The sequence below is a fragment of the Pseudomonas sp. PKS genome (assembly GCF_051913525.1).
Taxonomy (GTDB): Bacteria; Pseudomonadota; Gammaproteobacteria; order Pseudomonadales; family Pseudomonadaceae; genus Aquipseudomonas; species Aquipseudomonas guariconensis_D.
The window spans coordinates 193,882-207,013 of sequence record NZ_JBEGDO010000007.1; the positions used below are offsets into that span (position 1 = coordinate 193,882).

Annotated in this window: 14 protein-coding genes; all 14 read right to left on the minus strand. The window is 66.9% G+C overall.

What is annotated here, in order from left to right:
* Positions 1–53: 53 nt before the first annotated feature.
* The 14 genes from ABOA88_RS10230 to ABOA88_RS10295 are packed head-to-tail and all read right to left on the minus strand — an operon-like array spanning position 54 to position 13,127.
* Entirely contained in the window at positions 54–1,280 is a 1,227-nt protein-coding gene (locus tag ABOA88_RS10230) for a beta-ketoacyl-ACP synthase (RefSeq protein WP_367851524.1), read from the minus strand.
* On the minus strand, positions 1,280–2,008 hold the full coding sequence (gene fabG, locus ABOA88_RS10235) for a 3-oxoacyl-ACP reductase FabG (RefSeq protein ID WP_196170954.1): 729 nt from the start codon (positions 2,006–2,008) through the stop codon (positions 1,280–1,282). The genes ABOA88_RS10230 and fabG overlap by 1 nt, the downstream gene beginning before the upstream one ends.
* The gene (locus tag ABOA88_RS10240) at positions 2,001–2,471 is read right to left on the minus strand and encodes a hotdog family protein (RefSeq protein WP_367851525.1); all 471 of its coding nucleotides are present in this window, start codon (positions 2,469–2,471) and stop codon (positions 2,001–2,003) included. Before ABOA88_RS10240 ends, fabG begins: the two co-directional genes overlap by 8 nt.
* On the minus strand, positions 2,468–3,661 hold the full coding sequence (locus tag ABOA88_RS10245) for a beta-ketoacyl-[acyl-carrier-protein] synthase family protein (RefSeq protein WP_367851526.1): 1,194 nt from the start codon (positions 3,659–3,661) through the stop codon (positions 2,468–2,470). Before ABOA88_RS10245 ends, ABOA88_RS10240 begins: the two co-directional genes overlap by 4 nt.
* Positions 3,658–4,143, minus strand: coding sequence for a hypothetical protein (locus ABOA88_RS10250; RefSeq protein ID WP_196170951.1), 486 nt, complete (start codon positions 4,141–4,143; stop codon positions 3,658–3,660). The genes ABOA88_RS10245 and ABOA88_RS10250 overlap by 4 nt, the downstream gene beginning before the upstream one ends.
* Positions 4,140–6,461, minus strand: coding sequence for an MMPL family transporter (locus ABOA88_RS10255; RefSeq protein WP_367851540.1), 2,322 nt, complete (start codon positions 6,459–6,461; stop codon positions 4,140–4,142). The genes ABOA88_RS10250 and ABOA88_RS10255 overlap by 4 nt, the downstream gene beginning before the upstream one ends.
* Positions 6,451–7,053: an outer membrane lipoprotein carrier protein LolA gene (locus ABOA88_RS10260; protein ID WP_367851527.1), complete on the minus strand. Its 603-nt coding sequence runs from the start codon at positions 7,051–7,053 to the stop codon at positions 6,451–6,453. Before ABOA88_RS10260 ends, ABOA88_RS10255 begins: the two co-directional genes overlap by 11 nt.
* Positions 7,050–7,475 (minus strand): acyl-CoA thioesterase, encoded by a 426-nt coding sequence (locus ABOA88_RS10265; protein ID WP_043208556.1) that lies wholly within the window; start codon positions 7,473–7,475, stop codon positions 7,050–7,052. The genes ABOA88_RS10260 and ABOA88_RS10265 overlap by 4 nt, the downstream gene beginning before the upstream one ends.
* Complete coding sequence (locus tag ABOA88_RS10270; protein WP_196170948.1) at positions 7,468–9,012, minus strand: HAL/PAL/TAL family ammonia-lyase; 1,545 nt, start codon at positions 9,010–9,012, stop codon at positions 7,468–7,470. Before ABOA88_RS10270 ends, ABOA88_RS10265 begins: the two co-directional genes overlap by 8 nt.
* Positions 8,993–9,931, minus strand: coding sequence for an LpxL/LpxP family acyltransferase (locus tag ABOA88_RS10275; protein WP_196170947.1), 939 nt, complete (start codon positions 9,929–9,931; stop codon positions 8,993–8,995). Before ABOA88_RS10275 ends, ABOA88_RS10270 begins: the two co-directional genes overlap by 20 nt.
* Positions 9,928–10,662, minus strand: coding sequence for a glycosyltransferase family 2 protein (locus ABOA88_RS10280; RefSeq protein ID WP_367851528.1), 735 nt, complete (start codon positions 10,660–10,662; stop codon positions 9,928–9,930). Before ABOA88_RS10280 ends, ABOA88_RS10275 begins: the two co-directional genes overlap by 4 nt.
* On the minus strand, positions 10,655–12,334 hold the full coding sequence (locus ABOA88_RS10285) for an AMP-binding protein (protein WP_367851529.1): 1,680 nt from the start codon (positions 12,332–12,334) through the stop codon (positions 10,655–10,657). Before ABOA88_RS10285 ends, ABOA88_RS10280 begins: the two co-directional genes overlap by 8 nt.
* Positions 12,331–12,876, minus strand: a complete 546-nt coding sequence (locus ABOA88_RS10290; RefSeq protein ID WP_367851530.1) for a hypothetical protein — start codon at positions 12,874–12,876, stop codon at positions 12,331–12,333. Before ABOA88_RS10290 ends, ABOA88_RS10285 begins: the two co-directional genes overlap by 4 nt.
* Positions 12,873–13,127 (minus strand): acyl carrier protein, encoded by a 255-nt coding sequence (locus ABOA88_RS10295; RefSeq protein WP_196170943.1) that lies wholly within the window; start codon positions 13,125–13,127, stop codon positions 12,873–12,875. Before ABOA88_RS10295 ends, ABOA88_RS10290 begins: the two co-directional genes overlap by 4 nt.
* Positions 13,128–13,132 lie beyond the last annotated feature (5 nt).

Below are 13,132 nucleotides of genomic sequence, written 5' to 3' on the forward strand. Positions count from 1 at the left end.
TCTGCGGCACTGTTCGCGGGTAAAACCCGCTCCCAGAGGAATCAGTGCAGGCCTCAGCGCCAGCGCCGGAAGATCAACGAGGTGTTCACGCCGCCGAAGGCGAAGTTGTTGTTCATCACATACTCGTGGCTCATGGTGCGCATGCCTGCGCGCAGGTAGTCCAGTTCGGCGCAGCGAGGGTCGATGTCATCGAGGTTCAGGGTGTGCACGTACTGGTCGCGATTCATCATCTCGATGCTGAACCAGGACTCCAGCGCGCCGCAGGCGCCCAGGGTGTGGCCGAGGAAACTCTTCTGGGAACTGATCGGCATGCGCGGGCCGAACAGCGCATGGGTGGCCAGGGTTTCGGCGATGTCGCCCTGTTCGGTGGCAGTGCCATGGCCGTTGACGTAGCCAATGGCCTCGGCGGGCAGGCCGGCGTCTTCGAGCGCCAGCTCCATCGCCCGGCGCATGGTGACCTGCTCCGGACGGGTGATGTGCTGGCCGTCGGCGTTGCTGCCAAACCCGACGATCTCGGCGTGGATATGCGCGCCTCGGGCCAACGCATGCTCCAGCTCCTCCAGTACCAGCATGCCGGCGCCTTCACCCACCACCAGCCCATCGCGTGCGCGGTCATAGGGGCGCGGGGTCAGGGTGGGGGTGTCGTTCTTCAGGCTGGTCGCGTACAGGGCATCGAACACCATCGCCTCGCTGGGGCACAGCTCCTCGGCACCGCCTGCCAGCATCAGCGGCAGGCGCCCGAACTTGATTGCTTCATAGGCATAGCCGATACCCTGGCTGCCGCTGGTGCAGGCGCTGGATGTCGGGATCAGGCGTCCGGTCAGTCCGAAGAAAATGCTGATGTTGGCGGCAGTGGTGTGCGGCATCATGCGCACGTAGGAGTTGGCATTGAGCCCGTCGGCCTTTGAATTGAGCAACATGTTGCCGAAGGCCTTGATCTCTTCGGTGCTGCCGATCGATGACCCGCAAGCCACGCCCATGCGTCCGTCGCGGATGCTCGGGTCGTCCAGCAGCCCGGCATCGGCCAGGGCGCGCTCGGCTGCGGCGACCGCCAGCCGTGACACGCGCCCCATGCTGCGCAGTTGCTTGCGCGTCCAGTGCCCTGGCACCTGGAAGTCATCCACAGGGCCGGCCAGGCGAGTGTTGAGTTCTTCGAAGCGGTCCCACTCGTCCATGCGCCGGATACCACTGCGATTGGCGGCGAATTGCCCGGCAATGCTGGCCCAGTCGCTGCCCAGGGCAGTGATGCCGGCCATGCCGGTGACCACGACGCGACGCATCAGCATAGCCCTCCGTTGACGGCCAACACCTGACGGGTGATGTAGGCCGCTTCGTCCGACATCAGGAAATTGACCGCGCCGGCCACTTCCTCCGGGGTCCCCATACGTTGGGCAGGAATCATCTTGAGCAGTTCATCGACCGGTACCTGTTCATCGAGCATGTCGGTGTCGATCAGCCCCGGGGCCACGCAGTTGACCGTGATGCGGCGCTTGCCCAGCTCGATGGCCAGGGCTTTGGCGGCACCGATCAGGCCCGCCTTGGAGGCGCTGTAGTTGACCTGGCCGCGATTGCCGATCAGTCCGGACACTGAAGTGATGCACACGATGCGACCAGGCGCGCGGCGACGGATCATGGGCATCATGAGCGGGTGCAGGACGTTGTAGAAGCCGTCCAGGTTGGTCCGCATGACCTGGTCCCAGTCGTCTTCGCTCAAGGCTGGGAAGGCGCCGTCGCGGGTCAGCCCTGCGTTGCACACCACTCCATAGTAGGCCCCGTGAGCTTCGACGTCCTCGCCCAGGATACGGGCGCAGGCCGCCCGGTCGGCGACGTCGAACTGCAGGATCCGCGCCTGACGCCCCAGCCCACGCACCTGTTCTGCGACCGCCTCGGCCGCGTTGCGGCCGCTGCGGCAATGCAGCACCAGGTCGAAGCCTGCGCGTGCCAGGCGCAGGGCAATGGCGCGGCCGATACCGCGGCTGGAGCCGGTGACCAGGATGGTGTCAGTCATGGGGTGTTTCCTCGGGGGCCGCTTCGGCCAGGTAGCCAGTGGCCTGGGGCGGACGGTAGACGTTCAGGCGCGCGCTGGCATGGATGCCCTCACCGCGCAGGTGACATTCGAACACGCCCATGCCGCTCTCGTCTTCAAGCGAGCGCAGGGCATGGATGCGCAGCTCGGTGCCGGCGGGGAACTGCGCCACATCGCATTCGAAGCGACGGGTGCCCAACAGAAAGCCCATTTCCACCGCACGCCCTGCGCGGCGAGCCTGATACCCAGCATAGGCGGCCACGCTCTGGGCCATCAACTCCAGGCCCAGCCAGGCGGGCAAGCTGCCGTCGGCGCGGTTGAACTGCCCCCCCGGGCGGACCGTTGCACGGGTATGGATCTCTTCGTCGTCGCAGCTGTCGATGCGGTCGATGAGGATCATGTCTGCGGCATGCGGCAGCAGTTCGGCCAGTGGCCAGGTGTTCATGGGGCGTCTCCGAGAATCAGGCTGACATTGTTGCCACCGAAGGCGAACGAGTTGCTCATCAGGCGGCGCGGCCCCTGCGAGCGCAGGCGCTGGCTGCCATTGACCAGGTTCAGCGTTGGCAACTGAGGGTCGCGCTGGGCATCCCAGACATGAGGCGGCAACAGGCCCTGTGGGTTGTGCCGGCTCAGGGCAAGCCAGCAGAACGCCGCTTCCAGGGCGCCGGCGGCCCCCAGGGTGTGGCCGGTCATGGGCTTGCTGGAGGAGCAGGGCACGCGATCGCCGAACAGCCCGTGCACGGCGAGGCTCTCCATGGCGTCGTTGTGGACGGTGGCAGTGCCGTGCAGGTTCAGGTAGTCGATCTGTGCAGGCGTGAGGCCGGCATTGTCCAGTGCTTTGCCCATGGCCTGCAAGGCGCCCTTGCCGGTGGGCTCTGGCGCGGAGATATGAAACGCATCGCAGCTTGCACCTGCGCCGAGCAAGGCGATGCTTGGCCCGTCGCCTGCGCGTTGGCGGGTCATGAGAAACAGGGCCGCGCCCTCGCCGATGTTGATGCCGTCGCGGTTGACCGAGAAGGGATTGCAGCGCTCTGCGCTGACGGCCTCCAGCGCGCTGAAACCGTTGAGGGTCAGGCCGCACAGGGTGTCCACGCCCCCGCACAGCACGGCATCGCACAGGTCCAGGTCGAGCAGGCGGCGGGCACTGAGCAGGGCTCGGGCACTGGAGGTGCATGCGGTCGACAACACATAGGCCGGGCCTGACAGTCGCAGCCACGCGGCCAGGAATGTGGCCGGTGCGCCGAGCGCTTGTTGATCGTAGTCGTAGCTATCCGGGATGCGGCCGGTCTGCATGTACTGGGCGACGCCGTCGCTGCCTTCGGCGATACCCGAGGTGCTGGTGCCCAGCACTACGCCCACCCGATGTGGGCCGTGGCGTTCGATGGCGTGGCGAATGGCCGGCTCGATTTGCAGTGCCGCGCCATACAGCAACTGGTTGTTGCGGCTTTGGTGACCGGGCAATGGTAACTCGGGCAGAGGGCCCGGCACGGCCCCGACGGGCAGGCGGCGTCCGGCTACCCAGCCCTCTTGCGGCTGCATGCCGCCGCAGTCGCCAGCAAAGAGTGCGCGGGCAACCTGGGCTTGGCCGTGGCCGAGGGCGCAGACCAGGCCCAGGGCGTCGAGGAAGGCGGTCATGGGGTGTTCTCGCTGGGCAAGGGGCTGACTAGATAGCGCAGGCCCTGGCCGAGGTTCAAGGTGAAATGATCCGGGTCGTGGTAGTCCACCTGCCAACGCGTCTGTAGCGAACGCTGCTGTCCGCGCTGGAGGGCACTGGGATAGAGCTGCCTCAGTTGGGCCTCTGGGGTAAGCGCGAAGAGCACGGCGGCGAACAGTTCGCGGGCGGCCGGGTTGGGGGGCAGCAGGCCGTCTGCGTGCCATTGGCGGCCATCGAGCAGTTGGCGCGCCTGGGGAACGCCCATCAGATCGAGCAACGACCAGCGCAAACGGCCCTCCTCACGCTGGATCACCAGCAGCCAGTCCTGGCGCTGGCCATCCTGTTCGCGTTGTACATGCAACTGACGAGGCAACTGCAGCTCCGGCAACTGCTCAGGCAGGGGAGCTCGCCCGGTGCAGGCGCCGAGCAGCAGGCAGGCCAGCAGAATCCACAGGTGTTTCATGGTTGCCGATGCCCTCTATCATTGGCGCCGGCCCAGGGCGCCAGGAGAAAACTGAACACCAGGCCCAGGCTCACGGCCAGGCCGAAGTTACTCACTGCCGGGGTGCTGGAAAGCGCCAGCAAACCGAACGACAGCCACGTGGTGAGTGCTGCCAGCAAGGTACCCAGCAGGCTGACGGCACTGCCGCCGATGCGCTCATGCATCAGGATCGCATAGTCCACGCCGATGGCAGTCACCAGCAGCAGGCCGAACAGGCTGAACAGGGTCAGCGGTTGTCCCAGCCAGCCGAGACTGGCCAAGCTGCACAACGCCGCAAGCAGCGGCAGGGCGACGATGCGCAGGGCGCTGCGCAGGCCGAACGGCAGCATCAGCACCATCCCTATCAACGCGCAGGACAGCAGTTTGAGTTCAGCGGCACTGACCTGAGTGGCGGTGAACAGCTGGTTGAGCTCGCCGAGGCGATCGATCAATTTTACGCCGGGCAGGTCCTGGGCCTGCAGGCGCAACAGCGAGACATCCCCGTGGCCCTGTAGGCTGACGATCGCCGCCACGCCCTGGCCATCCTGGCCCAGCCACAAGGGGCGCCAGGCCTCGCCCAGCGGCCCCTGCAGGGCATCGTCGATCGACAGGGGTGCCAATGCCTGCAGTTGCGCAAGCTCCGCGTGCAAGACCTGCTCGGGCACACCAAGGGCCAGCAATGGCTGCCAATGCCCAGGCAACTGCAGCAGGGCGTGCCGCACTTGCTGCTGCGCTGCCGTGCTGCTTACCAACTGGCTGAGGGACAGGTAGCCCTTGAGCTTGCCCAGGTCGACCAACTCATCGAGCTTGCCGCTGAGCGTCTGCAAGCGGTCGAGCAATTGGCTCTGGTCATCGGCACGCACCAGGAAGAACTGGCTGGTCGGCTGGTAGCCGGTGATGCGCGCCACGGCCTGGGCCTGTTCGAGCAGTTGCGGTGGGGCGCTGATCCACTGGCGGATGTCGTTGCGGCTTTGCAACTGCCACAACCCGGCCACACAGAACACCAGCAACAGACCGAGCAGCATGACGCTGGGCACTTTGCGCAGCAGGCGCTCACGCAGGTCGGTCAAGGCCTGGGCCACGCGCAGCGGCCAGGGGGAAGGACGCAGGTCCATGTGCTGCAACAGCGCAGGCAACAGGCAAACGGCGCACAGGTAGGCACCCAGCAAGCCTGCAGCGGAAAACGCCGCGATCTGGGTCAATGCCGGGAACGGCGTGAAGGCCAGGGCCAGGTAGCCGATGCAACTGGTCGCAAGGCTCAAGGTCATGCCGGGCAATGTCAGGCGCAGCGCCGTCCAGCTGTGCCAGGGGCGCAGGCTCCAGCCCTTGGACAGGTAGTGCAGCGGGTAGTCCACCGCCACGCCGATCAGGCTGGCCCCGAGCACCAGGGTCATCACGTGCATCTGGCCGAACAGCGCGACGCAGGCCACCGAGCCGAACAGCATGCCGACCGCCACCGGTAGGAATGCCAGCAGCGCGCGCCAGCGCCGCAGTGCCAGCAACAGCAACAGGAGAATGCCCACGGTTGCGCCGCCGCCCACCCAGGTGATCTCCCGGCTGGCCTGGCGTTGACCGGCGGCGGCGTGCAGCAGGCCACTGGCCGCCAGCAGCTGGGCGCCTGCCTGGTCGGCCTGCCGGCGGGCCTGGGCGAGCAACGCCTCTACTTGCAAGGGCAGGTTCAGGTCGAAGGCGTTGCCCACGGTGCGCGCGCGCAGCAACACCCAATGCTTGCCGTCCGCCTCGGCCACCAGCGCGCCGCTGGCGGTGTCGAGCTGAACATTGGCGGGCCTGGGCTGGCTGGCCTGGATGCGTCCGCTCAGGCCCAGCCAGTCGTCCTGGCTCGAGACCAGGCTCAAGCCCGCAAAGGGGTCGACCAGGCTCTGGACGCGTTGCTCGATGAAGGCGTCGGGCTGTTCGGCCAGTTGCTGGCGGTCAGTGGCCGAGAGCATCGCCAGGCGGCCTCGCAGGAGCTGCGTACGCACTGCCTGCAGGTCGGTGTGCAGGTTCCACTGCACCTTCTCGAACAGGCCACTGGCCTGCCAGCGGGTGGCCAGGCCCTCGGCCAGGGCAAGGGCCTGCTGGCGATCGGCATGGCCCACCAGCACCAGCATTTCGCGGTTCAGCGGCGCCTGCATGCGCTGTTCGGCGCGCTGCACCAGCGGGTCCTGGGTCGCGCCTGGCACCAGGGTCATCAGGTCGGAGGACAGGGGCGCACCGCGGTGCCATTGCCAGGCCGCGAGCGCGAGCATGGCCAGCAACAGGGCGAGGAACAGGCGCGGTAACAGGCGTTCAATCGGCAAAGTCACGACGCTCCGAGTCGCTCAAGGCGGTGGCACCGTGGCTGTCCTGCATGCGCAGGACCGTGCTGTCGCCCTGGGTTTCGGCCAGCACGATGCGTTCGACGAAACGCCCGCCGGTGATATCGATGCGGGTGAAGATCTGCTTGAGCAACATCGAGCGTGGCGTCAGGCGCAGTTGCCAGTGCTCGGCGTCACCGCTCAGGCTCAGCTCGAAGTCCCGTTGCAGGCCGCTGCTGTCGCCTTGCAGGACCGCGAAGAACAAACGGTTCTGCTGTGCCCCGGCGCTCTGGCTGGGCAGCGGCTGCCAGCCACCCGGATCACGACGGGCGATGCCGCTTGCGTCGATGCGGTAGTCCTGGCGCAGCGGGGTGCGTAATAGCCAGAGCAAGCCATGGTCGCGTGCCAGGACGAAGCGGCCCTGGCTCGTCAGCGGTTGCGCCAGGGCGCGCAGGTGTTTCTCCTGCACGAAGTTTCCGCTGACCACCGCTGGCGCGCTCAACTGTTTTTGCAAATCGGCCAGGTCGAAGGCCATCGCCAGGGGGCTTGAAAGCAACACCAGCAATGCCGCCAGCAGGTGATGCAAGCGGCTCATGGCAGCACCTTGGCTACGGCATCGAGCATCACCTGGGGCGAGGCCAACTGCATTTCGCCGCTCTCGATGTGCACCGCGACCTGTACGGTGCTGGCGCGGGTCATGCGTTCGCCGGTGTCTGCGTCGCTGATCAGGTAGTGGATTTTCAGGCGGCTTTCCCATTCCACCAGGCTGGCGCGGACCTTCAGGCGTTGGCCGAACGTGGCGCCACGGATATAGCGCAACTGCAGGTCGATCACCGGCCACATGTAGCCGCTGGCCTGCATGCGCCGATAGTCCTGCCCGAGGCGTTCGAGCAGCGCGCAGCGGGCGACTTCCAGGTATTTCACATAATGGCCGTGCCAGACCACGTGCATGCTGTCCACGTCGAAGAAGGGCACGACGATCTCGCTGTCGACATGGAACACGCCGGGGTTACGCATGCAGCCTCCAATGGCGTTCGCCGATACGCGTCAGGCACAGCCGCAGTTCGTGCTCCAGGGCGCGGTCTTCGGTGACCGGGGCGAAGTCCGCCAGCAGCGCTTGGTGCATCTGCGCAAGGGCAGGCGGCAGCGGGGCGGCACCGGCTTGGCGACCGCGCAGCCAGACGCCCTGGTTGGCGGCCAGCAGGGTGGCGGCGGCGACCTGTTCGGTCAGTTGCAGAACGCGCAGCGCATCCCGGGCAGCGATGGTGCCCATGCTGACTTTGTCCTGATTGTGGCATTCGGTGGAGCGCGAGAACACGCTGGCCGGCATCGTTTGCTTTAGCGCCTCGGCGGTCCAGGCGCTGGCGCCGATCTGCACGGCCTTGAAACCATGGTTGAGCATGGCCCGGTCGGCTTGGGCCCCGGACAAGTTGCTGGGCAGGCCATGGTTGTAGCGGGTGTCCACCAGCAGGGCGAGCTGGCGATCGAGCAGGTCGGCGACGTTGGCCACCAGAGTCTTGAGGCTGTCCATGGCAAAGGCGATGTGCCCGCCATAGAAATGCCCGCCGTGCAGCACCCGCTCGGCATCGCCATCGATGATGGGGTTGTCGTTGGCGCTGTTGAGTTCGGTCTCGATGAAGCCGCGCAGCCAGCCCAGGCTGTCGGCCAGAACACCCAGCACATGCGGCGCGCAACGCAGCGAATAGCGGTCCTGCAGGCGGTGCAGGGGGGCGGCGGGGGCGTCGAGGGCCAGGTCCTGGCGCAGCCAGGCCGCGACCTGATTCTGGCCTGGGTGCGGCTTGGCGGCGAACAGGCGTTCGTCGAAGTGCTCGGGGTTGCCTTGCAGGGCGATGACGTTCAGCGCGGTGATGCGTGTTGCCAGGTGCAGCAGATAGTCGGCGCGGGCGTAGGCCAGGCAAGCCAGGCCAGTCATCACGGCAGTGCCGTTCATCAGCGCCAGGGCTTCCTTGGGGCGTAGCACCAAAGGCTGCCAGCCCAGTTCGCGGTGCACGTCTGCGCTGCTGCGGCGCACGCCCTGGTACATCACGTCACGCTCGCCCGAGAGGGCGGCGGCGACGTAGGAGAGCGGCGTCAGATCGCCACTGGCGCCCACCGAGCCTTCTTCGGGAATCAGCGGCAGGATGTCGTGGGCGAGAAAATCGCGCAGGCGCTGCAGCAGTTCCAGGCGCACGCCGGACATGCCATGGCACAGCGAGCGCAGGCGCGCCGCCAACACCGCACGGGTGGCGGGCGCATCGAGCAACTGCCCCAGGCCGCAGCCATGGAAGGTGTACAGGTGGCGCGGCAGGGCCTCGACATGTTCCAGGGGTACGGCCACCACGCAGGAGTCGCCGTAGCCGGTGGTGACGCCGTAGATCACCCCTTCCTTGTGCAGCAGGGTGTCGAGAAAACGTGCGCCGCGGGCGATGCGCTCCCGGTACTCGGCATCGGCCTGCAGCAAGGGGCTGGCATGGCGTTGGCTGAGGGCAAGGATGTCCTCGATGGCCAGCGGCGCTTCGCCGAAGGTCACGGACTCATGCGGATGCGTCGTCATCGTCGCTCCAGAAAGGGTAGAAGTTGAACCATTGGTCCGGTGCCTGCTGGCAATAATGGCCCAGGCGGGCGGCATAGCGACCGGCCCATTGGGCGATCACCTGCTGGCGCTGCTCGCGGCGCCAGTGCAGTTGCTCGGCAAAGGGCTCCAGGGTGATCCGGTAGCGCCCGTCCTGCTTGAGACAGAACAGCAGGTTGACGGGACACTTCAAAAGGCCCGCCAGCAGCCAAGGGCCCTGGGGAAAGGCCGCCGGATAGCCGAGGAAGTCCACCTCGACTGTACGGGCGCCATGCAAGGGGATGCGGTCACCGGCAATTGCGAGCCATTCGCCGCGCTCCAGGCGCTCGGAGAGCTGCAGCATGATCGCCGGGTCCAGCTCGCTGACCTGGATCAGCCGCAGGTGGCTGGCGCCGGCCTCGCCGAGCAGGCGGTTGAAGCGCTCGGCATGACGGGTGTGCACCAGCACGTTCATGCGCACCTGCTCACCCAGTTCGGCAAGGGCTCGGCACACCTCCAGGTTGCCCAGGTGCGCGCCCACCAGCAATTGCCCACGTGTGCCGCGCAGCTGCTGGCGCAATTGGCTGGGGTCGTGGATCTCGATGTCTTCCAGGCGTAGCCTGCCGTTCCAGGCATCAAGCTTGTCCAGCAGGGCATCGGCAAAGGCCATGAACTGGCGAAACACCCGCCAGTGACTGGGCGGCGGAGTTCGGCCGCCACTGCATTGCGACAAGCGCTGCTGGTACTGCCAGGCACTGCGCCGAGCCGTGCGACCGAACAGGAAGAAGTACAGCACGATGGCATGGATCAAGGGGCTGAGCAGACGACGACCGAGCAGGCGCGCCAGCCCGGCGGTGAGTTTCATCAACCAGAAACTGCCGCGTTCGCGTTGCGCCGCCCAATGCTGCGACCGGTCGCTCATCGACGCCACCTACGCCAGAGGATCATCGGCGCGCGCAGGAGCATGCCGACGCACAATCTGGCGTGCATGCGCGAAATCAGTGCGTTGTCATGGAACAGACGAAAATGCGAAACACCGTCAGCGGGGTAGTGCACCCGGGTCGGCAGCCAGCGCATCGGTTGTCCACGCCACGACAGGCGCACCAGGATTTCGGTGTCGAAATCCATGCGCCGCCCCAGGCGCACCGAGTCGATCAGCGCCAGGGTCGGCGGCAGGGGATAGACACGAAAGCCGCACATGGAGTCCGGAATGGCCAGGGACAAGGTGTTGATCCAGACCCACACGTGGGTCAGGTAGCGGGCGTAGAGCCGCCCCTTGGGAACACTGGCGTCATACTGTGGATAACCGCACACCAGCGCCTGGGGCTGGGCACGCGACAGGGCCAGGAAGTCCCCGACCGCCGTCAGGTCATGCTGGCCATCGGCGTCCACTTGCAGGGCATGGCTGAACCCCAGTCGGGCTGCCTCGCGCAAGCCGGCCATCACCGCGCCGCCCTTGCCCTGGTTCAGGTCCAGGCGCACGAGGAACGTCTGCGGCTGCTGCGCCAGCTCGCGCAGCACCTGGGCGCACCCTGGGTGGCTGGCGTCGTCGACGAGGATGCAGGGAAGCCCGGCACGCAACAACTCGGCGACCACCGTGGGCACGGCGCGCTCATGGTTGTAGACCGGAATCACCGCGCAGGGATTATGCACAGGCGGGCTCCAGGAGGATGCGGCCACTGGAACAGGCCTGTTCGCCGTTGGTGTAGGAGAAATAGAGCTTGCCGCGCTCGGCGTCGAAACGAAGCGTCAGCTCGATCTCGTCCCCGGGGCGGACCAGTTGCTGGAACTTCAGCACTTCCATGCCGGCAAACCGATGCCCGATGGGAATCAGCGGCGCGGCGAGGGCCATGGCCCAGTCGATCTGCACTACACCCGGCAGGATCGGGGTGCTCGGAAAGTGGCCGGTGAAGCAGGCCAGATCCGCCGGGACTGCCAGTTTCACGCGCAACTGATGGGCGTCCTGCTGGGTATCGAGGACCTCCGGCGCATTACTCCGCGGCGCTGCCAGCAGGGTCTGAACCTGCGTCTGGGGCAGCTTGCCCTGGGCATTGAGCGGCAGCTGGCGCACCAGGCGCCAGCGCCGGGGCAGGGCCAAGGCCTCGCAGTGCTGGGCCAGGTGCTCGCGCAGTGCCTCGAGCAGGGCGCGCCGCCCATGGTTGCGCAGTTGGTGCAGCCCCAGAGGGCTGAGTACCAGCAAGGCGCCGAGGAAGGCCCGCCCTTGCTCGACCCTGCCCAGACGCGCCTCGCTGACCCAGGCATGGGTGCACAAGGCTTGTTCCAGCTGGGGCAGGGCGATGCGTTTCTCTTCGAGCTTGACGATCCGGTCCAGCCGCCCGAGCAGGCGCATGCGTCCGTCGGCCTCGATGTGCGCTGCATCGGCGGTGTGTTCCACGTGTCCCTTGGGCAGGTAGGGTGAGCGTACGCACAGGGCACCCTCGGCCGACAGGCTCAAGACCACGCCTGCGAAGGGCGACCAGCGCTGCTCCCCTTGGCGCCAGGCGATGCCGCCGGTCTCGGAACTGCCGAGGATTTCCACCGGCCATTGCCCCAGGCGCTGCTGCAGGCGCTGCGCGGCATCGCCGGGCAGTTCGCCGCCCGATGAGAACACGCGGCGTACCTTGGCCAGGGCCGGCCAGTCCAGGTTGTCGCCCATGCGCTTGAGCAGGGCGGGGCTGGCGACCCAGGCAAAGGCTGGCAGGGCCAGGCTGGCGCGTTGCAGGTCTTCGGGGAATGGCACCTGGCGCCGCAGGAACCCGCGCCCGGCGCACAGCGGCCAGAGCACGCGGAACAGCAACCCGTAGATGTGCTGCGAGGCGACACTGCCGATGATCCAGGCGTCGCCCAACGTGGTGCCCCATTGCTGTTCCAGGGCACGTACCTCGTTGGCCAGCTGGCGCAGGGTCTTGCCGATGAGCTTGGGTTCGCCGCTCGAGCCCGAGGTGCACAGGCCGATGTGGCATTGGTCCGGATCGAGGTCGGCCGGGGCCAGCGGGGAAGTTTGCAGCGACGCCAGGTCGAGGTCGCCGGGCTGGTCACTGAGCCACAGGTCGACCTGGTCGTTCCAGCGCAGCCGGGTCTGGGGCTGCAGGTCGGCGGGCAGCAGGACCTGAACGCTTGCGCGCCAGGCGCCAAATAGCGCGATGGCCAGTTCGGCGGCGTCCTCCAGATGCACCGCCAGGCGGCGCACACCCCGCTGCTGCAGGCCGGCTGCCAGGCGCAGGGCGGCATTTCGCAGTCCTTCGTGGTCCAGGGGCGGCTCCAGGGTCACTGGGCGTGCGGCCGTCAGTGGGCGCAACAGGTGCTCGGGATCGATCCAATTCATGAGCGTCCTCGCACATGGTGTCGTGTCAGCCATTCCGCGGCGAACAGTACGCCCATCGCCAGGTATGCGATCAGGCCGTTGTACAGGGTCCACCAGCTCAGTGGCGCCCATAGGGTGAGCCCGGCGGCGATCACGCCATTGATCACGAAAAACAGGCTCCAGACCTGGGTCACGCGCCGCGTGTAGGCGACGGCCGTAGGTGGCAGGTCAGGCTCGCGCAGGCGTGCCATGCGCTCGACGAGGGGCGGGCCGTACTTCAGGCTCGAGGCGAACAGGGCCAACATGAACGCATTGACCAGTACCGGGTACCAGCGCAGCAACTGCGCGCTGTCACTCAAGGCCAGCACAGCGCAGAACGCCAGGGCCACGGCGGTCATCCCCAGGTTGCCCGGCCTGCGCGCCGTACCCACGGCGCGGGCCAGCCAAAGGGCGGCGAGCAGCAAGGCGAACTGCCAGGGCGCGAACCGGGCCAGGCCGAAGTACACGGCGAAGGGATAAAGCACCCCGGCGATGACCAGCGCGAGGCCGAACAGGCGTTTCATGCTGCGGTGTTGACCAGGCGGAAGACCGCTTCGACCACGTCGTTGACGGTACGCACTGACTTGAAGTCCTCGGCGGTGATCTTCTTGCCGGTCTGGCGCTTGATGTGATCGATCAGGTCGATGGCGTCGATGCTGTCGATCTCCAGTTCCTGGTACAGGTGGGACTCCAGGCTGATGCTGGCCGGGTCTAGCTCGAACAGCTCGACGAGGGCGTTGCGCAGGAGGTTGAAGATGTCTTCGCGGTTTTGCATGGTGC